General features: G+C 38.3%; 29 protein-coding genes. 2 read left to right on the forward strand and 27 right to left on the reverse strand.

Going from position 1 to position 19,934, the window contains the following annotated elements; all coding sequences use genetic code 11:
- Window position 1: 1 nt before the first annotated feature.
- On the reverse strand, window positions 2-1,012 hold the full coding sequence (locus HS960_RS18140; protein WP_227550101.1) for a glycosyltransferase family 2 protein: 1,011 nt from the start codon (window positions 1,010-1,012) through the stop codon (window positions 2-4).
- 103 nt (window positions 1,013-1,115) lie between these two features.
- The gene (locus tag HS960_RS18145; RefSeq protein ID WP_153844947.1) at window positions 1,116-2,090 is read right to left on the reverse strand and encodes a lysylphosphatidylglycerol synthase domain-containing protein; all 975 of its coding nucleotides are present in this window, start codon (window positions 2,088-2,090) and stop codon (window positions 1,116-1,118) included.
- A 100-nt stretch (window positions 2,091-2,190) separates the two neighbouring features.
- Here HS960_RS18145 and ruvC point away from each other — a divergent pair, with 100 nt between their 5' ends.
- Window positions 2,191-2,757 carry a crossover junction endodeoxyribonuclease RuvC gene (gene ruvC, locus HS960_RS18150; RefSeq protein WP_088160095.1) on the forward strand — a complete coding sequence of 189 codons (567 nt, stop codon included), beginning with the start codon at window positions 2,191-2,193 and terminating at the stop codon, window positions 2,755-2,757.
- On the opposite strand, the gene HS960_RS18155 is transcribed toward ruvC, so the two are convergent.
- Window positions 2,758-3,804 (reverse strand): hypothetical protein, encoded by a 1,047-nt coding sequence (locus HS960_RS18155; RefSeq protein WP_159731397.1) that lies wholly within the window; start codon window positions 3,802-3,804, stop codon window positions 2,758-2,760.
- 388 nt (window positions 3,805-4,192) lie between these two features.
- Between HS960_RS18155 and HS960_RS18160 the strand changes: the two genes are divergently transcribed.
- Window positions 4,193-4,666, forward strand: a complete 474-nt coding sequence (locus HS960_RS18160; protein WP_046674894.1) for an Lrp/AsnC ligand binding domain-containing protein — start codon at window positions 4,193-4,195, stop codon at window positions 4,664-4,666.
- A gap of 35 nt (window positions 4,667-4,701) precedes the next feature.
- On the opposite strand, the gene HS960_RS18165 is transcribed toward HS960_RS18160, so the two are convergent.
- From HS960_RS18165 to rplN, 24 genes are all read right to left on the reverse strand, one after another.
- Window positions 4,702-5,766, reverse strand: coding sequence for a M20 family metallo-hydrolase (locus HS960_RS18165; protein WP_182330309.1), 1,065 nt, complete (start codon window positions 5,764-5,766; stop codon window positions 4,702-4,704).
- Window positions 5,756-6,562: a pyrroline-5-carboxylate reductase gene (gene proC, locus HS960_RS18170; RefSeq protein ID WP_182330312.1), complete on the reverse strand. Its 807-nt coding sequence runs from the start codon at window positions 6,560-6,562 to the stop codon at window positions 5,756-5,758. The genes HS960_RS18165 and proC overlap by 11 nt, the downstream gene beginning before the upstream one ends.
- Window positions 6,563-6,589: 27 nt before the next feature.
- Window positions 6,590-7,387 (reverse strand): acetylglutamate kinase, encoded by a 798-nt coding sequence (argB, locus tag HS960_RS18175; RefSeq protein WP_046674891.1) that lies wholly within the window; start codon window positions 7,385-7,387, stop codon window positions 6,590-6,592.
- Between the two features lie 51 nt (window positions 7,388-7,438).
- A complete protein-coding gene (locus HS960_RS18180; RefSeq protein WP_075990879.1) occupies window positions 7,439-8,401 on the reverse strand; it encodes a Rossmann-fold NAD(P)-binding domain-containing protein in 963 nt (320 codons plus the stop codon).
- A gap of 141 nt (window positions 8,402-8,542) precedes the next feature.
- The gene (locus HS960_RS18185; RefSeq protein ID WP_153844942.1) at window positions 8,543-9,688 is read right to left on the reverse strand and encodes an aspartate aminotransferase family protein; all 1,146 of its coding nucleotides are present in this window, start codon (window positions 9,686-9,688) and stop codon (window positions 8,543-8,545) included.
- 157 nt (window positions 9,689-9,845) lie between these two features.
- On the reverse strand, window positions 9,846-10,349 hold the full coding sequence (gene rplQ, locus HS960_RS18190) for a 50S ribosomal protein L17 (RefSeq protein WP_153844941.1): 504 nt from the start codon (window positions 10,347-10,349) through the stop codon (window positions 9,846-9,848).
- A gap of 130 nt (window positions 10,350-10,479) precedes the next feature.
- On the reverse strand, window positions 10,480-11,472 hold the full coding sequence (locus HS960_RS18195) for a DNA-directed RNA polymerase subunit alpha (RefSeq protein WP_153844940.1): 993 nt from the start codon (window positions 11,470-11,472) through the stop codon (window positions 10,480-10,482).
- A 95-nt stretch (window positions 11,473-11,567) separates the two neighbouring features.
- Window positions 11,568-12,176 (reverse strand): 30S ribosomal protein S4, encoded by a 609-nt coding sequence (rpsD, locus tag HS960_RS18200; RefSeq protein ID WP_153844939.1) that lies wholly within the window; start codon window positions 12,174-12,176, stop codon window positions 11,568-11,570.
- 60 nt (window positions 12,177-12,236) lie between these two features.
- Complete coding sequence (gene rpsK, locus HS960_RS18205; RefSeq protein WP_046674885.1) at window positions 12,237-12,626, reverse strand: 30S ribosomal protein S11; 390 nt, start codon at window positions 12,624-12,626, stop codon at window positions 12,237-12,239.
- A gap of 10 nt (window positions 12,627-12,636) precedes the next feature.
- Complete coding sequence (gene rpsM, locus HS960_RS18210; RefSeq protein ID WP_112373918.1) at window positions 12,637-13,014, reverse strand: 30S ribosomal protein S13; 378 nt, start codon at window positions 13,012-13,014, stop codon at window positions 12,637-12,639.
- Window positions 13,015-13,044: 30 nt separating this feature from the next.
- On the reverse strand, window positions 13,045-13,161 hold the full coding sequence (ykgO, locus tag HS960_RS18215; RefSeq protein ID WP_013665024.1) for a type B 50S ribosomal protein L36: 117 nt from the start codon (window positions 13,159-13,161) through the stop codon (window positions 13,045-13,047).
- Between the two features lie 45 nt (window positions 13,162-13,206).
- Complete coding sequence (infA, locus tag HS960_RS18220; RefSeq protein WP_002997456.1) at window positions 13,207-13,425, reverse strand: translation initiation factor IF-1; 219 nt, start codon at window positions 13,423-13,425, stop codon at window positions 13,207-13,209.
- A 74-nt stretch (window positions 13,426-13,499) separates the two neighbouring features.
- The gene (map, locus tag HS960_RS18225; protein WP_046674883.1) at window positions 13,500-14,282 is read right to left on the reverse strand and encodes a type I methionyl aminopeptidase; all 783 of its coding nucleotides are present in this window, start codon (window positions 14,280-14,282) and stop codon (window positions 13,500-13,502) included.
- Window positions 14,283-14,291: 9 nt separating this feature from the next.
- Window positions 14,292-15,629 (reverse strand): preprotein translocase subunit SecY, encoded by a 1,338-nt coding sequence (gene secY / locus HS960_RS18230; protein WP_046674882.1) that lies wholly within the window; start codon window positions 15,627-15,629, stop codon window positions 14,292-14,294.
- Window positions 15,630-15,632: 3 nt separating this feature from the next.
- Window positions 15,633-16,079: a 50S ribosomal protein L15 gene (gene rplO, locus HS960_RS18235; protein ID WP_046674881.1), complete on the reverse strand. Its 447-nt coding sequence runs from the start codon at window positions 16,077-16,079 to the stop codon at window positions 15,633-15,635.
- Between the two features lie 119 nt (window positions 16,080-16,198).
- Entirely contained in the window at window positions 16,199-16,378 is a 180-nt protein-coding gene (gene rpmD, locus HS960_RS18240; RefSeq protein ID WP_046674880.1) for a 50S ribosomal protein L30, read from the reverse strand.
- A gap of 5 nt (window positions 16,379-16,383) precedes the next feature.
- A complete protein-coding gene (gene rpsE, locus HS960_RS18245) occupies window positions 16,384-16,902 on the reverse strand; it encodes a 30S ribosomal protein S5 (protein ID WP_075990876.1) in 519 nt (172 codons plus the stop codon).
- 12 nt (window positions 16,903-16,914) lie between these two features.
- Window positions 16,915-17,268 (reverse strand): 50S ribosomal protein L18, encoded by a 354-nt coding sequence (rplR, locus tag HS960_RS18250; protein WP_088160091.1) that lies wholly within the window; start codon window positions 17,266-17,268, stop codon window positions 16,915-16,917.
- 5 nt (window positions 17,269-17,273) lie between these two features.
- Window positions 17,274-17,828 carry a 50S ribosomal protein L6 gene (gene rplF / locus HS960_RS18255; RefSeq protein ID WP_153844938.1) on the reverse strand — a complete coding sequence of 185 codons (555 nt, stop codon included), beginning with the start codon at window positions 17,826-17,828 and terminating at the stop codon, window positions 17,274-17,276.
- A 21-nt stretch (window positions 17,829-17,849) separates the two neighbouring features.
- The gene (gene rpsH, locus HS960_RS18260; protein WP_046674876.1) at window positions 17,850-18,248 is read right to left on the reverse strand and encodes a 30S ribosomal protein S8; all 399 of its coding nucleotides are present in this window, start codon (window positions 18,246-18,248) and stop codon (window positions 17,850-17,852) included.
- 139 nt (window positions 18,249-18,387) lie between these two features.
- Window positions 18,388-18,657, reverse strand: a complete 270-nt coding sequence (gene rpsN / locus HS960_RS18265) for a 30S ribosomal protein S14 (RefSeq protein WP_028071569.1) — start codon at window positions 18,655-18,657, stop codon at window positions 18,388-18,390.
- On the reverse strand, window positions 18,650-19,219 hold the full coding sequence (gene rplE / locus HS960_RS18270) for a 50S ribosomal protein L5 (RefSeq protein ID WP_153844937.1): 570 nt from the start codon (window positions 19,217-19,219) through the stop codon (window positions 18,650-18,652). The genes rpsN and rplE overlap by 8 nt, the downstream gene beginning before the upstream one ends.
- A complete protein-coding gene (rplX, locus tag HS960_RS18275) occupies window positions 19,219-19,563 on the reverse strand; it encodes a 50S ribosomal protein L24 (protein WP_070570406.1) in 345 nt (114 codons plus the stop codon). The genes rplE and rplX overlap by 1 nt, the downstream gene beginning before the upstream one ends.
- A 2-nt stretch (window positions 19,564-19,565) precedes the next feature.
- The gene (gene rplN / locus HS960_RS18280) at window positions 19,566-19,934 is read right to left on the reverse strand and encodes a 50S ribosomal protein L14 (protein WP_046674873.1); all 369 of its coding nucleotides are present in this window, start codon (window positions 19,932-19,934) and stop codon (window positions 19,566-19,568) included.

Genomic DNA, 19,934 nt, shown 5'->3' on the forward strand with positions numbered 1-19,934 from the left:
GCTACTTAACCTGCCTTCCCTTCCAGTCGTACTTACCCACATTACCCAATATGCCTATATAAGCCAGATAAAGAATATGAGCCAAGCTCAATAAAGGAAGATACCATAAGAGTTCCTTTCTGCTTGCGAACCTGGTCAAAGGTTCAATAAAAAGAAATTCGACGACCATCTTCAATAGCAATGCAAAAAGTACAACCCAAGCAACGAATTTCACGCCGAAAAGAGCAAGAACTGAAGCTACCAAAATCAATAAATTAAAGAACCAAATGGAAATCCCCAATGCGATGACACCTTTATTTTTATATTTGGTACTTTTTGAAGCCCAACGTCTGCGTTGACTAATGAATGACTTCAAATCTGGTTTCGCATCCGTATAAACAACGGCATCTTTTGATTTACAAAACATTATTTTCTCGGGATATTGTTCTGCTACCTTATGTAAAAAAAGTTCATCATCTCCGGATGCTAGCTCATCAATCCCTTTAAATCCGCCCATTTGTTTAAAAATATCCTTTCGATAGGCCAAATTTGCTCCATTACAGGTCGTTGGTTTTTTGTTACCAATACCTGCAGCGCCCAGACCTATCAAATACAAAAATTCCAAGGTTTGCAGTCGTTCAAAAAAACTTTTCTCCTCCGAATACACCACTGGAGAAGATTGTAGATAAGCACCTTCTTTCTCAAATGTGCTGATAACCGTTGCTAACCAGTTCGACCCCATGCGGCAGTCCGCATCAGTGGTAATAATAATTTCACCATGACAACATTCTATTGCTCTTGAAATTGCTAATTTCTTGTACGAATTCAAACGGCCATTTTCGTTTAATTGAATCAGCTTAACACCTTTATCTTCATATTCTTTCACAATCAAAGACGTATTGTCGTCTGAATGGTCATCGATAATAATTAGCTCAAGGAGCTCTTTAGGATAATTCTGCCCTAGTATGGATTCAATGGTGCGCCTAATATTTAACTCTTCATTCCGCGCAGCGATAATCACAGATACGGTCATTGTTGGCCTAATAGAATTGTTAGGTTCCAAAATCAAGGACCAGCCCCTGCGCATCCATAAAACTAGAATTGCATATACGCAGGTAAAAATGATCAATAAATAGTTAAGAATTTGTATCACCGAAAAAATTAATCTTAAAAACAAAAATAGAACCAAATATAGCTGGAAGAATCAAATTAACGAACCAAATACAGGAAACAATAGCCATTACAGCAATTTCTTGTGTGGTAATATAGCTATATAGATTGCTAGCAACAAAACTTCTAACACTGAAATCAAAAATATCCAATGTAGGTAGAGCTGCCTGGACAAAAAACAGGATAAAAATCATCAGAATCATGGATAAAAGTGGTAACTCAGGCAAAGTTAGCTTCATCAAGATGATATACTGAGAAGTAAAAATAACAAATCGCGCCAAAGAATTTAAAAGAACAATACTGAGCTCCCGCATTGAATAATGCTCCAATACTTCAAAGAAGGGCTTAATCCGTGTCAAAAACTTAATTTTACCGACCAATAAATCAATCCATTTTACATTGAAATATAAGATTACAAATCCTCCAGCATAGATAATAGCAAGTAGCCATACCCCAAATTGTACTGTTAAAGGAGTAGAAAGAAATTTACAGATAAACCAAGCGATACTTAGTGATCCAGCAACGCTTGTGAGCACCAATTGCGCAAATAATCCAACGCCCATCGCTACGGCTCCTTTTGCCCGATGTTGGGGCTGTAGAAAAAGTACCCGCCCGCCATATTCTCCAATCCTATTGGGTGTAAAAATAGCCCAGGTAAGCCCGCAGAAAACGGATTGGAAAGCCTTCCAAAATGACATATGCTCCAGTTTAGATGCAAGATACCGCCATTTCACAACTTCAAGCAACCAATTGACAAGCATTAAAACCACAATTAAAATAAGGGTCCAAACAACCGAATGCTGCTCCAAACCGGCAATTAGGGTTTTGAACTTCTCAATATTGCTTCTATCGGATACCTTCACAACGATATACCAGGTCGCTAGGGCGAAAACCAGTATCTTCAATAAAAGACTGATGTATTTTTTTTGTCTTCCAGTCAACTTTTGATAATTAGAGAGCAATGTTACTAAATTTTAGCCAAATGATTAAGTTTTGTCGAACGCAATCCGCGAATAAAACGCAAAATTTGTATTATTGTATATGCAGAAGGAAAAGGCGAAAGAAAGAATAATTTTAGGTATAGACCCCGGAACAGTAATACTTGGGTATGGCATCATCAAAGAAGTCGGCAATAACATATCCTTGGTCTCAATGGGGGTCATCAAAATGGGACATTTAGATGACCATGCCCTAAAACTACAACGTATATTCAAAAAAACTTCTGCTCTAATGCAGGAATATAATCCCGACTGCGTAGCTCTTGAATCACCATTTTATGGCAAAAACATACAGGTCATGCTCAAATTAGGGCGAGCGCAAGGTGTTGCCATGGCGGCGGCGCTGGCGCAAGATATTCCAATCTTTGAATATTCTCCAAGAAAGATAAAACAATCCGTTACAGGAAATGGAAATGCTACAAAGGAGCAGGTTTCCGCTATGCTAAAAAATCTATTAAAATTTGAGGAAACACCACAATTTTTAGATGCCACCGACGGATTGGCAATCGCTGTCTGCCACTCGTTTCAGAAAAATGCAGTATCAGGCAGCAGCAAGTCGTACACTGGATGGTCCGCCTTTATCAAAGACAACAAAGATCGGATCAAGTAATTACATTTGCACCTGACGAATCACATTCTTCACATTCAACTCAACAATATCCGTCATCGTTTTACACTTGAGGTAGGAGTTATTCTGATAAAATTCAGCATAGCCCTCACGTAACTGTTCGATATTCTCCTGCGTCGAGAGCACCTGCGTTTGCGAAGCATCCCTCAGATCAGCAATCCGATGTCTTTCGCTTCTGACTCTATGCACAATGGAAGAACGTTCCTCCTGTTGGTATTGCAGCACTGTTTTTTCATTTAGATGTTCCATCGCTAGTTTGACATAGGGAAGATTCTCCTTAAAAAATTGTGGCATATATACTTTTGGATTTCCCTCATAAAACTGCTGGTCAAAATCTATTGCCCGAATTCGAAACTGGAAATCATCGAAATCCGGTGTAATCTGCATCACAAAATTGTAGGCTCTCATATCCCCCAACAACGTAATAATACACCGTTCATTAAACTTGACAAATTCTTTGGAAATCCGGGTCAGATTATAATCAGGCGAGAACATACGTGTTTTCGAAAACGTGTCCCCAGGAATTCCAACAATATGTTCTTCAACCAAAGTATCATGGTCTACCATATAATTCACCTGATTGGGCGACAATATTTCTTCTAACTCCAATCCATATATTCTTGACGCATCAGCTTGCTTGATGTAAAAATAATCGTACACATCATTTAAACGGTTTACGATACGAATACGAAATGGTTTAGTATTGCCAAAGCCGCAATACTCGACACGATCAATATATTTATGCTGGACGATTCGCGTATTACCTGATGCTTTCAGTTTAGCATAAATCACCTTCAACCCGTCATACAATTGGTCAATAAGATATTGCGGATACAGTGGAGTCTCCCAAAAAGTATCGTTGCCAAATTTATCCATGACAGGTACTGTCTCCGTAAAATTCAGTAGATCTTTGTATCCTATCGGCAACTTTTCGTCTCGCTGATACAGCTTAAGGTATTTATGAAGTCCTTCCCCTACTTCAAAAATCGGTTTCTTTTTCGAAATCTTTACATCTTGAACTTCTTCCATCTCTATTCCGTATTTGATTTTTCGATTACTAAAACATCACACAGTCTGCTACATTTTTAACCCATCATACGCTAAATACGAACTGATTAGATTTTTAATATGCCAACTGTTTTTCCTACTTCTAAAAAAGGTAATACTAAATTAATCTATCATAATCTTGATATCAAACATGAAAACAATCACTTAACCTATAATAAGATCACCATGAAACAATTATAATCACTTTCAATCAAAAACATATAACATTATCAATATGAATAAGTATTTTTTATTAAATTTACATCTATAAACCGAAAATTCTTAGTAATTTTGAAATAAATTTAATTATTTTAGCTATTGGTCAGATCTTGATGCAACGACCAATTAATGAACACAAAAACCATTGTTAATGGAAAATCAATATGCAAACTATGATCTAGACAATTTGGATATCCAAATCTTGTCTATTCTAATGAACGATGCCTCTATTCCTTATACAGAAATAGCAAAAAAGCTAATTGTATCAGGTGGTACAATTCACGTTAGAATGAAGAAGATGGAAGAACTAGGTATCATTAGAGGGTCAAATCTAATTATCAATCCCCAAAAAGTCGGATTTGATATCACTGCCTTTTTGGGTATCTATCTTGAAAAAGGTTCACAATATGCAGATGCGGTAGATAAATTGAAAGAAATCAAAGAAGTGGTCGAATTACACTATTGTACTGGCCAATACAGTATTTTTGCAAAAATCATCTGTAGAGATACAGTTCACCTGAGAAAAGTATTGAATGAAGATATTCAATCCGTACCAGGGATTCAACGTACCGAGACGATCATCTCTCTCGAGGAGAGTATCAAACGTCAAATCAGCTTAGTCTAGTATAAAAAAAGCTTCCATTTTTATGGAAGCTTTTTTTATACTATCTTTTCTAACATGGCGATATAGAGATCGATCCCTGCTCTAATTTCGTCAATATAGATAAACTCATCTGCCATATGCGACCGCGCGCTATCGCCAGGTCCCAGCTTCAGAGAAGGGACAGGAATAAGAGCCTGATCACTCATCGTCGGTGAACCATATACTTTACGTCCCAGTACAATGCCTGCTTTGACGATTGGATGCGTTTCAGGAATAGAAGAAGACTTCAGGCGCGTCGATCTCGCTGTGACCTCTGATTTTACATGAGACTTGATAATATCCAACGTCTCTTCATTCGAATAAGCATCTGTGGTTCTGACATCAACAACAAAGTTACAAGTAGCCGGTACCACATTGTGCTGTGATCCCGCCTGAATTACTGTTACCGACATCTTAATTGGGCCTAAGGTTGACGAAGTTCTTTCAAATGTATAATTTTGAAACCATTCAATATCCTTGATCGCTTTATAGATCGCATTATCACCCTCATTACGTGCAGCATGTCCAGCCGTCCCTAAAGCGGTACAATCCAACACCATGAGCCCCTTTTCTGCAATTGCCAAATCCAATAAGGTAGGTTCACCCACAATTGCAAAATCAATTGAACCGATAGCATCCAAAACAGATTCTACACCATTCTTACCTGAGATCTCTTCTTCGGCACTGGCGACAAGACAGAAGTTATACTTCAATTCCGTCTGCTGGTAAAAATACAAAAATGTAGCTATCAATGATACCAAACAGCCTCCAGCATCATTGCTCCCCAATCCGAACAATTTACCTTCCTCTACAGTTGCCGCCAAAGGATCCCTTGTATAACCCGTATTTGGTTTTACTGTATCGTGATGGGAGTTAAGCAATATCGTAGGTTTAGTGATATCATAATGGGCGTTATACACCCAGACATTATTGCCTTTCCGATGCGTTTTGATATCACGCTCCCGAAAGAAGCGATCAATTAAATCTGCCGTGAACTCTTCCTCTTTACTTAAAGACGACAGTCCAATTAATTGTTTTAAAAGGGCCAGAGCATCTTCAAATAGATGCTGTTTATCCTTCATGGTATAGTCCTCCTGCTTTATCCGCAGACAGTTTAATTCCCTTTATAAAAGCAGAACTAAAACCGTTATGTTCCATTTCGTTCAATCCCGCTATTGTACATCCCTTTGGTGATGTTACCTTATCAATCTCTCCTTCTGGATGAGCATTGGTATGCAATAACAAATCAGCAGCGCCTTTTGCAGTTTGAACTGCCATTTTTAATGCGTCGTGCGCATGAAATCCGATTTCAACTCCACCTTGTGAAGCAGCACGAATAGCACGTAGGAAGAATGCGATACCGCAGGCACACAATGCCGTTGCCGATGTCATAAGGTCTTCATTAATGACAACCACTGAACCAACAGTTTCAAACATCTTCTCAACCTCCTTCAAACTATCGTCCGAAGCATTGTCGCTGGCGATACAAGTCATTGATTGAGCGATTGCTATTGCTGTGTTGGGCATTGCCCGTATAACTGTGGCATCTGCACCCAACTCTGCTTTTAAATCGGTACAAGAGACTCCTGACACGATGGAGACAAAAATCTGATTTGTCTTTTCAATTACAGGGGCCACTTCCACCAATACCTTTTTTAGTTGTTGAGGTAGTATTGCGAAAACAACAATATCAGCCCCCTTTACAGCGAGCCTATTATCATTACTTACTGAGAAGCCCTGGCTCGCTTCTTCGGCCAGTGCATTCAAATTTCTCCTCGTCAATGTAATATCGGCAGCATGGGCAAATTCACTTTTTACAAGTCCTTTTGCCAAAGAAAGACCGATATTACCGCTTCCGATAATGGTGACCTTTTTCATAGCGATCGTTGGGTTTAGGTTAGATTTTTATTTTAATGTCAAGCAAGTGCCAAATTGTCCTTGTTGAAACAAATGCAAATTATTAGCATTTCCAATATAGACCTCTTGAACACCTTTATTTATAGCATTGAATGCATTTTGCAACTTAGGGATCATCCCGTCATTCACCACGCCGGATTCCTTAAGATGTTCAAACTCTTCTGACTTAATCGTTGGGATTACTGAATTCTCATCTGTTACATCGCGTAAAACGCCGTTCTTCTCGAAACAATAAACCAAAGAAGTTTCATATAATGAAGCCAAAGACACCGCCAATGAAGAAGCTATAGTATCCGCGTTGGTATTGAGCAATTGTCCAAGGCCATTGTGTGTAATAGCCGAAAACACCGGAACAAACCCAGCTTCTAGAAATTTCTTGATAGCCAGCGTATTTACAGAGTCATGCAACAAATCACCTACAAAGCCGTAATCGATATCTTTAACCGGACGCTTTATCGCTTTAATGACATCACCATCGGCTCCAGTCAATCCAACAGCATCACATTTCAAATTTTGTAACTTAGCAACGATTGTTTTATTTGTCAATCCAGCATATACCATTGTTACAATGCGTAACATTTCCTCATTTGTCACACGACGCCCTTCTACCATTTGGGCTTCAATTCCCAGTTCACTAGCCAAACGAGTTGCAATTTTACCCCCACCATGTACAAGAATCTTTTTCCCTGATAATGCGGAGAACTTTTCTAAAAAAGAATCCAATTGGCGCTCATCATCAATAATATTCCCGCCAATTTTAATTATATTTAATACACTATTAGCCATTACGCAACTTTTCCCAATAAAAATAGTTTTTCAATAATCTATAGGATTGGACTATGCCAAATCCTCTAACATACGTTTTAAAACAACCTGAGCAGCCCATACACGGTTGCTAGCCTCTTTAATCACGAGTGAGTTTGGTCCATCTAAAATCTCAGAAGACAATTCAAGATCTCTTCTTACTGGCAAACAATGCATTACTTTGGCATCGTTCGTCAAATTGAGCTTCTTGTTATCCATCATCCAATCTTCATCAACACCATATACCTCGCCATATTCTTGATAAGAAGACCAGTTTTTCACATAGACAAAATCAGCATTCTTTAAACTTTCCTCAAGATTATTAGATATGGTTGCTCCAGCAGTAAATTCTTCACTTAACTCATACCCCATAGGTTGAGCTATCGTAAAATCGACCAATCCCTCTTCTTGTGCTTTGCACATCCATTCTGCAAAAGAATTAGGTACTGCCTGAGGTAATGCCTTAACATGCGGAGCCCAAGCCAATACCACTTTCGGCTTTTCAGTCTTCTTGTACTCAGTGATGGTAATCATATCTGTCAAACTCTGCAATGGATGGCGTGTTGCACTCTCTAAGGAAACAACAGGAACACCACAGTACTTAATGAATTTGTTGAACAGGTCCTCACTATAATCCTCTTCACGATCTTTCAATTTTGGAAAGGAACGAAGTCCCAAAATATCACAATACTCGCCCATAACAGCGGCGGCTTCTCGAATATGTTCAACAGTTGTTCCGTTCATCACAACACCATCTTGTGTCTCAAGAGCCCAACCATCTTTATCCATATTCATAACCATCACATTCATGCCCAAATTCATCGCCGCTTTTTGTGTGCTCAAACGCGTACGTAAACTCGGATTCAAAAATACAAGTCCCAAGGTTTTATGTTGGCCAAGGTCCTGATTGTCATATGGTGCAGCTTTCAAAGCTAACGCTTCTTGAACAACGTCCGCTACACTGGAAACATCCTTAACAGAGAAAAACTTTTTCATCTATATTTATTTATTCGAGTGCATTTTCAACGGCAATAAATAGGCGCCTCACACTCAGTATATATTTTAACTACTATGGCGCAATCAAATTTGCATTAGCCGATGTGTGGCTATTGGATAATTTGATCGACAGCCTTAAGGTTATGCAACCGTTACTGCTTTGATATGTGCTTTCAATGCTTCTAAAAACTGATCAGCATGATCTTTCGTAATATTCAAAGCAGGCAATAAGCGAATCACAAAAGGCTTAGCCTCTCCTGTAAAGATACGGTTCTTTAGCAAGAGATCTTTCTTCACATGGGCCAAAGATTCAGGTAGTTCTATACCGATCATTAATCCTCGGCCTCTCACTTCTATAATCTCATCGAGTTGCTTAAGCTCATCAATAAGATATTGTCCGACTTGAGCCGCATTTTCCATCAGTTTATCTTGTTGGATAATCTCCAATACAGCCAGTGCGGCAGCACATGCGAGATGATTGCCACCAAATGTCGTTCCCAAGCTACCGTAAGTCGCTTTAAATTTGGGCGATATACTGATTGCACCAATTGGGAAACCATTGCCCATACCTTTTGCCATGGTGTAAATATCGGCCTCAACGCCCGAATAGTCCTGCGCATAGAATAAGCCTGTTCTTCCGTACCCACATTGTACTTCGTCTGCAATAAACACCGCATTATATTGATCGCAAAGAGACCGAATCAATCGAAGAAACGATACTGACGCTTCTCTGATTCCACCTACCCCTTGGATACTTTCCACGATAACAGATGAAATTTCATCACCATATGATGCGAAAGCCTCAGTCAAAGCCTCTTCATCATTGAAAGGAAGAAATACAATATTATCAGTTTCATTGACAGGAGCAACTATACTCGGATTGTCTGTAGCCGCTACGGCCAATGAAGTCCTTCCATGAAAAGCTTTTGAAAACGCTATGACTTTTTTACGCTTATTGTAAAAAGAAGCCAGCTTCAATGCGTTTTCATTTGCTTCTGCGCCAGAATTGCAAAGAAATAAATCGTAATCAACCTTTCCCGAAATTTCCCCTAACAATCGGGCAAGTTCACGCTGAATTGGAATCTCGACAGAGTTGGAATAGAACCCAATACGGTTCAATTGTTCTGTGACGCGTTGTACATAATGTGGGTGCGTGTGTCCTATCGATATCACAGCATGGCCACCATACAAGTCCAAGTAAGCATTTCCTTCGGCATCCCACACCGTTGATCCATTAGCTTTTACTATGTTAATGGGATTAATGGGATAAACATCAAATGGTTTCATCTTAATGAATTATAGATTGATAAACGAAATAGCTAGTAATAGAAAAAGCTATCAGATTTTAGCATTACAAATATATTAGTTATAACGGTAGGAATGGTCATAAAATAAAAAAAGTCCCCTTAAAAAGAGGACTTTTTTATGCTAGATCAGAAGAAGACTATTCTCCGTCTACTTTTTCTTCACCTTCTACTTCAGCTTTAACTTCTGCAGGAGCTTCAGTTTCGGCAGCTGTAGTTTTCTTAGCACCACCACGACGACGAGTAGCTTTTTTATCAGCAGCAGCAGCTTTTTTACCATAGATTTCGTTGTAATCAACTAACTCGATGAAAGCCATTTCTGCGTTATCACCTAAACGGTTTTCCATTTTGATGATACGAGTATAACCACCTGGACGGTTAGCTACTTTTTCAGAAATTTCGCGGAATAAGATAGAAACTGCGTCTTTATCTTTCAAATAAGCGAATACTGTACGACGAGAGTGTGTTGTGTCGTTTTTAGATTTAGTAATCAAAGGCTCTACATATGTACGCAATGCTTTAGCTTTAGCTAAAGTAGTCGTAATACGTTTGTGTAGGATTAATGATGTTGCCATGTTAGCCAACATTGCTTTTCTATGGCTATCCGTACGGCCTAAGTGATTTACTTTTTTTCCGTGTCTCATTTTGATTTTATTATACTATATATACCGTTCTTGCTTTACTTAAATTGCGAAATCTATCAAAGGCAAAAGCCCATCTTGTTCAGCAATCAGCTTGAAGAGGAATTACATATAGTGGTCGCTTAATAAATTATTATTCTTCGTCTAATTTGTATTTTGCTAAGTTCATTCCGAATGACAAACCTTTTGATTTAACCAATTCTTGAATTTCACTTAACGATTTTTTACCGAAGTTTCTGAATTTCAACATATCAGCCACGTCGTAAGTTACTAACTCAGCTAATGTGCGAATATCAGCAGCTTTCAAACAGTTCAATGCACGAACTGAAAGATCAAGATCCACTAATTCTGTTTTCAAGATCTTACGCATGTGTAAGATTTCTTCATCAACAACTTTAGTTTCTTCTTTCGTTTGAGACTCAAGAAGCATATTCTCATCAGAGAATAAAATAAAGTGTTGAATTAAGATCTTAGCAGCTTCTTTCAAAGCTTCTTCGGGGTGAATTGAGCCATCAGTAGAGATATCCAACAACAATTTCTCGTAGTCAGTTTTTTGCTCTACACGGTAATTCTCAATGGTATATTTAACATTCTTGATCGGAGTAAAGATCGAATCGATTGCGATAACACCTACTGGCGCATCAACAACTTTATTCTCATCAGCATTTACGTATCCACGACCTTTGGCAATACTCAATTCCAATTCAATTGTCACTGAATTATCCATGTTACAGATTACCATGTCTGGGTTTAAGACCGTAAAGTTATTAGAGAACTTTGTGATATCACCAGCTAAGAATTGTTCTTGACCATTGATTACTACAAATACCTTTTCGTTGTCGCCAATCTCACCTGTTTTTTTGAAACGAACTTGTTTCAAGTTCAAGATAATTTCAGTTACGTCTTCAACAACACCTTTGATCGTTGAAAATTCGTGCGAAACGCCAGAAAACCTTATCGACGTAATTGCATATCCTTCTAAAGAGGACAATAGAATACGGCGCAAAGCATTACCAATGGTTACACCAAAACCAGGCTCCAATGGACGAAATTCAAACGTACCATCAAAATCCGTAGATTTTTGCATGATAACTTTATCCGGTCTTTGAAATGCTAAAATTGCCATTTATTTTCTTTTAATGTTTTATTTGTAATAATAATTATAATACAATAGAAGATGCATACCCCAAAATTGGACTATGCATTCTTCTATTTTATTTATTATTTAGAGTATAACTCAACGATTAAGTTCTCTTTGATGTTTTCAGGAATATCAGCTCTTTCTGGATAGCTTAAGAAAGTACCTGTCAATTCTTTCGCATTCCACTCTAACCAAGAAAATTTGTTTACAGTACGACCTGCAACTGAATTTGTGATGGCTTCAAGTGTTTGAGAACGTTCACGAACTGCTATAACGTCACCTGGACGTAAGCTATATGATGGAATGTTAACAACTTCGCCGTTAACAGTAACGTGTTTATGGGATACCAACTGACGAGCAGCGGCACGAGAAGTAGCGATACCTAAACGGTAAACTACGTTATCCAAGCGAGCTTCTAACAATTTTAAGAAGATCTCACCTGTAATACCTTGTTTAGAGGCAGCTTTAACAAATAAGTTTGCGAACTGGCGCTCCAATACACCATAAGTGTATTTTGCTTTTTGTTTTTCTAACAACTGAATAGCATATTCAGATTGTTTACCTCTGCGTTTAGAAGCTCCATGTTGTCCAGGAGGGTAGTTTTTCTTTTCTAACGCTTTATCTGGGCCGAAGATCGGCTCTCTAAATTTACGGGCAATTTTGGACTTAGGTCCTGTATATCTAGCCATTTTCTTTTACAATTAAAGTATCTATCAGCCTATTGCCGATGAATCTTATCTTTAAATTAATTAAACTCTTCTGCGCTTTGGAGGACGACAACCGTTGTGAGGAAGTGGAGTGATATCTTTGATAGTAGTCACATCGATTCCTACAGTTTGCAATGTTCTGATTGCTGATTCACGACCAGCACCAGGTCCTTTAACAAACACTTCAACTTTACGTAAACCCAAGTCGTGAGCAACTTTTCCACAGTCTTGTGCAGCTTGACCAGCAGCGTATGGAGTGTTCTTTTTAGAACCACGGAAACCCATTTTACCAGCACTAGACCAAGAAATAGTTTGACCTTGATTATTTGTCAAAGTTACAATGATATTGTTAAACGTTGCGTTAATGTGAGCCTGACCTACAGGTTCGATAACAACGATACGCTTTTTTGCAGCTTTTTTAGTTTTAGCCATTTCTTATTTATTATTTAGTAGCTTTTTTCTTGTTTGCAACTGTCTTACGTTTACCTTTACGAGTACGTGAGTTGTTTTTAGTACGTTGACCACGAACTGGTAAGTGTTTACGGTGACGCAATCCACGGTAACAACCGATATCCATTAAACGTTTGATGTTTAATTGAATTTCTGAACGCAATGCACCTTCAACTTTCAATTCGTCGTTAATGATGGTACGAATTGCTGCCAATTGGTCATCATTCCACTCTTGTACCTTCACATCTTCGCTGATACCAGCTTTTTCCAAGATATATTCAGCTCTTGTACGACCGATACCAAAAATATAGGTAAGGCCGATCACACCTCTTTTGTTTTTAGGTAAATCAATACCTGCTATCCTTGCCATATAATATTAAGCTATTATTTTTTTAATGAATTAACCCTGACGTTGTTTAAACTTTGGGTTCTTTTTGTTGATTACAAAAACTTTACCTTTACGACGGATGATCTTACAGTCCGCGCTACGTTTTTTTATTGATGCTCTTACTTTCATGATATTTATTTTTTCAAAAGCTTGCACTAATACAAGGACTTACGGCTATTTATAGCGATAAGTAATCCTTCCTTTAGTCAAATCATACGGAGACATTTCCAATTTAACTTTATCACCAGGTAAAATTTTGATATAGTGCATACGCATTTTACCAGAAATATGGGCAATGATTTCATGTCCATTTTCCAACTCTACCCTAAACATAGCATTAGAAAGTGCCTCTCTAATTATACCGTCTTGTTCTATTGAGGCTTGTTTAGCCATATATTCTCGATTAAATTTAATTTAAAAGCCTGCGAACAGGAGTGCAAAGATAAATAAAAATAATTGAAAACCAATTACTTTTTGTTCAAAACTTTCTCTACATGTTCGAATGTCAGCAACACATCTGGTTCTCCTTTTCGGATTGCAACCATCTGTTCGAAGTGCGCCGATAATTTTCCATCCACTGTACTTACTGTCCAACCATCATCCCAAAAACGAACACCCGCACGCCCCGCATTGATCATCGGTTCGATACAAATAACCAAACCTTCTTCCAATTTAGGACCAGCACCTCGTTTTCCATAATTGGGAACCTCAGGTTTTTCATGTAAGTGATAACCAACTCCGTGTCCAACCAGCTCGCGAACAATTCCGAATCCGAATTTGCTCACATACTCCTGAACAGCCGAAGAAATATCCCCAACACGTTTACCAGCCACAGCCTGTTCAACACCTTTGTACAATGATTCCTTTGTTACATCTAATAACAACTGTGCTTCCTCAGATATTTCACCTACACCAAAGGTATAAGCCGAATCACTGATAAAACCATTCAGATTGACACCACCATCGACCGAAACAAGATCTCCATCTTTAATTTCATAATCACTTGGAAAGCCGTGTACAATTTGATCGTTGACAGATATACACAAAGAATATGGAAATCCTTGATAATTTAAGAACGCAGGCGTCCCGCCGTTATCATGAATATACTCATAAGCTAATTTATCAAGAGATATAGTCTTTACCCCAGGCTTAATCACTTTTGCGATTTCACCAAGCAATTGCGAAAGCACATCTGCTGACTTCCGCAATTGCTCTATATCTTCTGCTGACTTATAAAATACTTTAGACATCTAAAGAAATTAAATTGCCGAATGATCCATTCCCTCAACAGACGCGGCCGAACGACCTTTAATGCGACCTGTTTTCATTAATCCATCGTAATGACGCATCAATAAATGAGATTCGATCTGTTGCAAAGTATCCAACACCACACCTACTAAAATCAATAAAGACGTACCACCGTAGAAGTGCGCAAATTGATTATTAATACCAAACAAACTTGCAATAGCAGGTAGAATAGCAATGATCGCTAAGAAAATTGCACCTGGAAATGTAATATTTGATATTACGCGGTCTATAAAATTACTAGTTTCCAATCCCGGTTTAATACCCGGTACAAAACCTCCATTCTTCTTCATGTCGTCCGACATCTGTTGTGGGTTCACCATGATCGCTGTATAGAAAAACGTAAATGCGATAATTAACACCGCAAATGTCACGTTGTATGCTACAGAAGTATAGTTACTCAACGAAGTCAAAAATTCCGACTGAAGATTTGGGAAGAACTGTCCTAAACTCATTGGCACAAACATGATTGCCTGCGCAAAAATGATAGGCATTACACCTGCAGCATTTACCTTTAAAGGTATATACTGACGTACTCCACCGACTTGCTTGTTTCCAACGATTTTCTTCGCGTATTGTACAGGGATCTTACGAACACCTTGTACGATCAAGATCGTAAAGATCACAACAAAGAACAAAGCTACAAATTCAAGCAACAATGGAATTGGACCACCACCACCTTTCGCCATTCTAGAAACCCATTCCGCAGTGATACCACTTGGCAATTGAGCGATAATACCAGTCATGATGATCAAAGAAATACCATTACCGATACCTTTATCAGTAATTTTTTCCCCTAACCACATCACAAATAAAGTACCGCCTGTCAAAACTATGGCAGTTAGAATAGTGAATAATGGGTCAGCTATTGTCTTAGCACTTGGCTCGATTTGAGTACGTACATAAGCAAAAGCCTGAAGCAAAGTAATCCCTAAAGTTAAATAGCGAGTAATTTGATTCATTTTTTGACGACCACTTTCCCCTTCCTTCTGCATCTTTTGGAAGTAAGGAACCGCGATGCCCAGCAATTGAACAACAATGGATGCCGAGATATATGGCATTACCCCTAAAGCAAAGATAGCCGAACGAGAGAAAGATCCCCCCGCAAACATATCCAATAAGCCCAATAAACCCTCTTTTTGACCAGAAGCCAAAGCATGAGGATTTACACCTGGTAATACCACGTGACATCCAATACGGTAAATCAAAAGAAAAAGTAAGGTATTTAGAATACGCGTACGTAAATCATCGATTTTCCAAATATTGGTTAAGGTTGTGATTAGTTTCTTCATTTATTAAATTTTAACGATAGAACCGCCTGCAGCTTCAATAGCTTTTTGAGCAGAAGCAGTAAACGCGTGCGCTGTTACTTCAACTTTAGCTTTCAATTCACCGCGACCCAAGATTTTAACTTTGTCATTTTTAGACACTAAACCATGAGCTTTCAATGCGTCGAAATCTACAGCTGTTAAATTGTATTTCTCGATCAACGCTTGTAAAGTATCTAGGTTTACACCATTGTACTCAACACGGTTGATGTTTTTGAAACCAAATTTAGGCACACGACGTTGCAAAGGCATTTGACCACCTTCGAAACCGATTTTCGTAGAGTGACCTGAACGAGAACCAGCACCTTTGTGACCACGAGTTGAAGTACCACCACGACCAGAACCAGTACCACGGCCAATACGTTTGCTACTTTTTACTGCACCTTTTGCAGGTTTTAAATTACTTAAGTTCATTTTTAAACTAAATTGTGCTAGCCCTTCGCTCTCACTAAACAGGTACTAGCGATTAAAAAATAATGATTATTAATAACAAGTAATGGAAGAAGCCCAAAGACCTCTTCCATATGCTAATATTAAATAGTTTCGATAGCTACTAAATGGTTTACTTTACGTACCATTCCAATAATTGATGGAGTAGCTTCAACTTCTACTGAGTGGTTGATTCTTTTCAAACCCAATGCCTCAATAGTTTTCTTTTGGCGCTCGCTTCTGTCGATAACGCTCTTTATCTGGGTGATTTTGATTTTTGCCATGATAATTAACCGTTAAATACTTTATTCAAATCGACACCGCGGTGTTGTGCTACTGTATATGCATCACGCATTTCTGCTAAAGCAGTTACAGTTGCTTTTACCACGTTGTGTGGGTTAGAAGAACCTAATGATTTAGCCAATACATCTTTGATACCAGCAGACTCCAATACTGCACGCATTGCACCACCTGCTAAAACTCCAGTACCACCTACAGCTGGTTTAATCAAAACTGAACCACCAGAATATTTACCATATTGTGCGTGAGGAACAGTACCTTTGATAATAGGAACTTTTACCAAGTTTTTCTTCGCGTCATCGATACCTTTTGTGATTGCTTCAGTTACCTCTTTAGCTTTACCTAAACCGTAGCCAACAATACCGTTTTCATCACCTACTACAACAATTGCAGAGAAGCTGAAAGTACGACCACCTTTAGTAACTTTAGCTACACGTTGGATACTTACTAAGCGATCTTTTAATTCAATTTCGCTTGATTTTACTCTTTTTATATTGCTTAATGCCATTTCTTTCTATGATTAAAAGTCTAAACCGCCTTCGCGAGCACCTTCAGCCAAAGATTTGATACGGCCATGGTATAAGTACCCATTACGGTCAAAAACTACTTTATTAATACCTGCTGCTACTGCTTTTTCAGCCACCAATTTACCTACAGCTTTAGATTGATCAACCTTGTTACCAGATGCAACAAACTCTTTTGACAAGCTAGATGCAGCAACTAATGTTTTACCTGCATTGTCATCAATGATTTGCGCATAGATACCTTTGTTACTTCTAAAAACCGATAAACGTGGACGTTCAGACGTTCCAGCAAGGTTTTTTCTGATTCCTTTTTTGATTCTCTCTCTACGAGATGCTTTTTGTCCTGCCATGATTATTATTTTTTAGCTGATTTACCTGCTTTTCTTCTCAATACTTCACCTGCAAACTTAACACCTTTTCCTTTGTAAGGTTCTGGTTTACGGAAGCCACGGATTTTAGCCGCTATCTGACCGATTAATTGTTTGTCAGCACACTCTAAAGTGATTGTAGGGTTTTTACCTTTGTCAGCAGTAGTTGATACTTTAACCTCGTTTGGCAATACAAAAACAATCTGGTGAGAGAAACCTAAAGTTAACTCTAATACATTACCAGTACTTGAAGCACGGTAACCTACACCGACTAACTCTTGCGTAGTTTTGTAACCTTCAGTCACACCGTGAACCATGTTAGCCAACAGGGAACGATATAGACCGTGTAATGCTTTGTGTTTCTTTTGATCAGTTGGACGTGTTACAACGATATTGCCTTCTTCTTGAGCAATCGTGATGTCACGGTCAACTTGTTGTGTTAATTCGCCTTTAGGACCTTTTACTGAAACTAAGTTTTTGTCCGAAATAGTAACAGTTACCCCAGCAGGGATAGCGATAGGCGCTTTTCCAATTCTTGACATTTCTTTGTGCTTTTACCTAGATTAATAAACGTAACATAAAACTTCACCACCAACATTTTGAAGTCTAGCTTCTTTATCTGTCATTACACCTTTAGATGTTGACAAGATAGCAATACCTAAACCATTCAAAACACGAGGCATAGTATCAACGCTTGCATACTTTCTTAAACCAGGTTTACTCACACGTGTCAACGTACGAATAGCCGGAATTTTGCTAATTGGGTTATATTTCAATGCGATTTTGATCGTACCCTGTACGCCATTCTCATCGAATTTGTAATTAGCAATGTAACCTTTATCAAAAAGAACTTTAGTAATCTCTTTTTTTAGGTTCGATGCAGGAATTTCAACAACCCTGTGGTTGGCCTTGATGGCATTCCTTACTCGTGTAAGGTAATCCGCAATTGGATCTGTAGTCATTATATATGAAAATTTGTGACAGCGGTTTCCCTCCCAACCGTTGGTATGGGACCTTCTATCTGTTAAACAATTTTAAAATGCAAAAACCCCGGCAATCCTAAGTTGAATTGCCCGGGCAAAATTAAGTATTTTTTTTTAATTACCAAGAAGCTTTTTTCACCCCTGGGATTTTGCCATCTAAAGCCATCTCGCGGAATGTTACACGAGAGATACCGAATTGACGCATATATCCTTTAGGACGGCCAGTCAATTTACAACGATTGTGTAAACGTACTGGAGAAGCATTTTTAGGCAATTTATCTAATGCAACGTAATCGCCAGCAGCTTTTAATTCTGCACGTTTTGCCGCATATTTAGCTACCAATTTAGCGCGTTTTACTTCGCGTGCTTTTAATCCTTCTTTAGCCATTGTTATTAGTATTTTGATTTTTAAATGGTAAACCGAATTGTTTCAACAATTCTAAAGCCTCAACATCATTTTGAGCAGAAGTCACGAAAGTGATATCCATACCTTGGATCTTGTTGATTCTATCAATGTTGATCTCAGGGAAAATGATTTGCTCAGTGATACCTAAGTTATAGTTACCACGTCCGTCAAAACCTTTATCGTTGATACCGCGGAAGTCACGAATACGTGGAAGCGATACTGCTACCAAACGATCCAAGAATTCAAACATGTTGTTGTCACGTAAAGTAACACGTGCCCCTACAGGCATACCTTTACGTAATTTAAAGTTTGAAATATCTTTTTTCGATTTTGTAGCAACGGCTTGTTGACCTGTGATTAAAGTCAACTCAGCAATAGCGTTATCGATTAATTTTTTGTCAGCTGTTGCAGCTCCTACGCCTTGTGAAACAACGATTTTCTCAAGTTTAGGAACCTGCATAATACTTTTATACTGAAATTTTTCTTGAAGTGCTTTACGGATTTCTTCCGCATATTTCACTTTTAATCTTGGTACGTAAGTCATTATTTAATTTCCTCCCCTGATTTTTTAGCGTAACGAACTAATTTACCATCTGCATTTAACTTACGACCTACACGTGTAGTTGCACCTGTTTTAGGATCGATAACAGCTAAATTAGAGATGTGAATACCAGCTTCTTTCTCAATGATACCACCATTAGGATTAGCTGCACTTGGTTTAGTGTGTTTTTTTACGATGTTAGCGCCCTCAACGATAGCTCTATTTTTATCCACTAAAACAGTTAATACTTTTCCTTGAACACCTTTAGAGTTACCAGCGATAACTTTCACTAAATCACCTTTTTTAATTTTGATTTTGTGCGTAGTTGTTTTTGTTTTCTGTGCCATAATTATAAAACCTCCGGTGCTAATGATACAATTTTCATGAACTGTTTCTCACGCAACTCTCTAGCAACAGGGCCAAAGATACGTGTACCACGTGGTTCATCATTATTATTTAATAATACAGCGGCGTTGTCATCGAAACGGATATATGAACCATCTTTACGACGGATTTCCTTTTTCGTTCTAACTACTACTGCTTTAGAAACGGAACCTTTTTTCACGTTTCCTGAAGGCATAGCGCTTTTCACCGATACAACAATCTTATCTCCGATTGATGCATAACGCTTGCGCGTACCGCCCAATACACGGATTACTAAAACTTGTTTAGCACCGCTATTGTCAGCTACATTAAGTCTTGATTCTTGTTGTACCAT

Origin of the sequence: Sphingobacterium paramultivorum (genome assembly GCF_014109745.1) — a bacterium.
Lineage (GTDB): Bacteria > Bacteroidota > Bacteroidia > Sphingobacteriales > Sphingobacteriaceae > Sphingobacterium > Sphingobacterium paramultivorum.

Bases quoted from the DNA above. Each gene is read 5' to 3' on its own strand.
- proC (WP_182330312.1), bottom strand. From the start codon at position 6,562: ATGAAAAAGGTCACCATTATCGGAAGCGGTAATATCGGTCTTTCTTTG.
- HS960_RS18160 (WP_046674894.1), top strand. From the start codon at position 4,193: ATGGAAAATCAATATGCAAACTATGATCTAGACAATTTGGATATCCAA.
- rpsE (WP_075990876.1), bottom strand. From the start codon at position 16,902: ATGGCATTAAGCAATATAAAAAGAGTAAAATCAAGCGAAATTGAATTA.
- HS960_RS18165 (WP_182330309.1), bottom strand. From the start codon at position 5,766: ATGAAGGATAAACAGCATCTATTTGAAGATGCTCTGGCCCTTTTAAAA.
- rplE (WP_153844937.1), bottom strand. From the start codon at position 19,219: ATGACTTACGTACCAAGATTAAAAGTGAAATATGCGGAAGAAATCCGT.
- rpsH (WP_046674876.1), bottom strand. From the start codon at position 18,248: ATGACTACAGATCCAATTGCGGATTACCTTACACGAGTAAGGAATGCC.
- rpsN (WP_028071569.1), bottom strand. From the start codon at position 18,657: ATGGCTAAAGAAGGATTAAAAGCACGCGAAGTAAAACGCGCTAAATTG.
- rpsM (WP_112373918.1), bottom strand. From the start codon at position 13,014: ATGGCAAGGATAGCAGGTATTGATTTACCTAAAAACAAAAGAGGTGTG.
- HS960_RS18195 (WP_153844940.1), bottom strand. From the start codon at position 11,472: ATGGCAATTTTAGCATTTCAAAGACCGGATAAAGTTATCATGCAAAAA.
- rplN (WP_046674873.1), bottom strand. From the start codon at position 19,934: ATGGTACAACAAGAATCAAGACTTAATGTAGCTGACAATAGCGGTGCT.
- HS960_RS18155 (WP_159731397.1), bottom strand. From the start codon at position 3,804: ATGGAAGAAGTTCAAGATGTAAAGATTTCGAAAAAGAAACCGATTTTT.
- rplO (WP_046674881.1), bottom strand. From the start codon at position 16,079: ATGAACTTAAGTAATTTAAAACCTGCAAAAGGTGCAGTAAAAAGTAGC.
- rplX (WP_070570406.1), bottom strand. From the start codon at position 19,563: ATGGCACAGAAAACAAAAACAACTACGCACAAAATCAAAATTAAAAAA.
- HS960_RS18180 (WP_075990879.1), bottom strand. From the start codon at position 8,401: ATGAAAAAGTTTTTCTCTGTTAAGGATGTTTCCAGTGTAGCGGACGTT.
- rpsK (WP_046674885.1), bottom strand. From the start codon at position 12,626: ATGGCTAAAACTAAAAAAGCTGCAAAAAAGCGTATCGTTGTTATCGAA.
- HS960_RS18140 (WP_227550101.1), bottom strand. From the start codon at position 1,012: ATGACCGTATCTGTGATTATCGCTGCGCGGAATGAAGAGTTAAATATT.
- ykgO (WP_013665024.1), bottom strand. From the start codon at position 13,161: ATGAAAGTAAGAGCATCAATAAAAAAACGTAGCGCGGACTGTAAGATC.
- argB (WP_046674891.1), bottom strand. From the start codon at position 7,387: ATGGCTAATAGTGTATTAAATATAATTAAAATTGGCGGGAATATTATT.
- rpsD (WP_153844939.1), bottom strand. From the start codon at position 12,176: ATGGCTAGATATACAGGACCTAAGTCCAAAATTGCCCGTAAATTTAGA.
- HS960_RS18185 (WP_153844942.1), bottom strand. From the start codon at position 9,688: ATGAAACCATTTGATGTTTATCCCATTAATCCCATTAACATAGTAAAA.
- rplF (WP_153844938.1), bottom strand. From the start codon at position 17,828: ATGTCAAGAATTGGAAAAGCGCCTATCGCTATCCCTGCTGGGGTAACT.
- infA (WP_002997456.1), bottom strand. From the start codon at position 13,425: ATGGCTAAACAAGCCTCAATAGAACAAGACGGTATAATTAGAGAGGCA.
- map (WP_046674883.1), bottom strand. From the start codon at position 14,282: ATGTCTAAAGTATTTTATAAGTCAGCAGAAGATATAGAGCAATTGCGG.
- ruvC (WP_088160095.1), top strand. From the start codon at position 2,191: ATGCAGAAGGAAAAGGCGAAAGAAAGAATAATTTTAGGTATAGACCCC.
- secY (WP_046674882.1), bottom strand. From the start codon at position 15,629: ATGAAGAAACTAATCACAACCTTAACCAATATTTGGAAAATCGATGAT.
- rplR (WP_088160091.1), bottom strand. From the start codon at position 17,268: ATGGCAGGACAAAAAGCATCTCGTAGAGAGAGAATCAAAAAAGGAATC.
- rplQ (WP_153844941.1), bottom strand. From the start codon at position 10,349: ATGAGACACGGAAAAAAAGTAAATCACTTAGGCCGTACGGATAGCCAT.
- rpmD (WP_046674880.1), bottom strand. From the start codon at position 16,378: ATGGCAAAAATCAAAATCACCCAGATAAAGAGCGTTATCGACAGAAGC.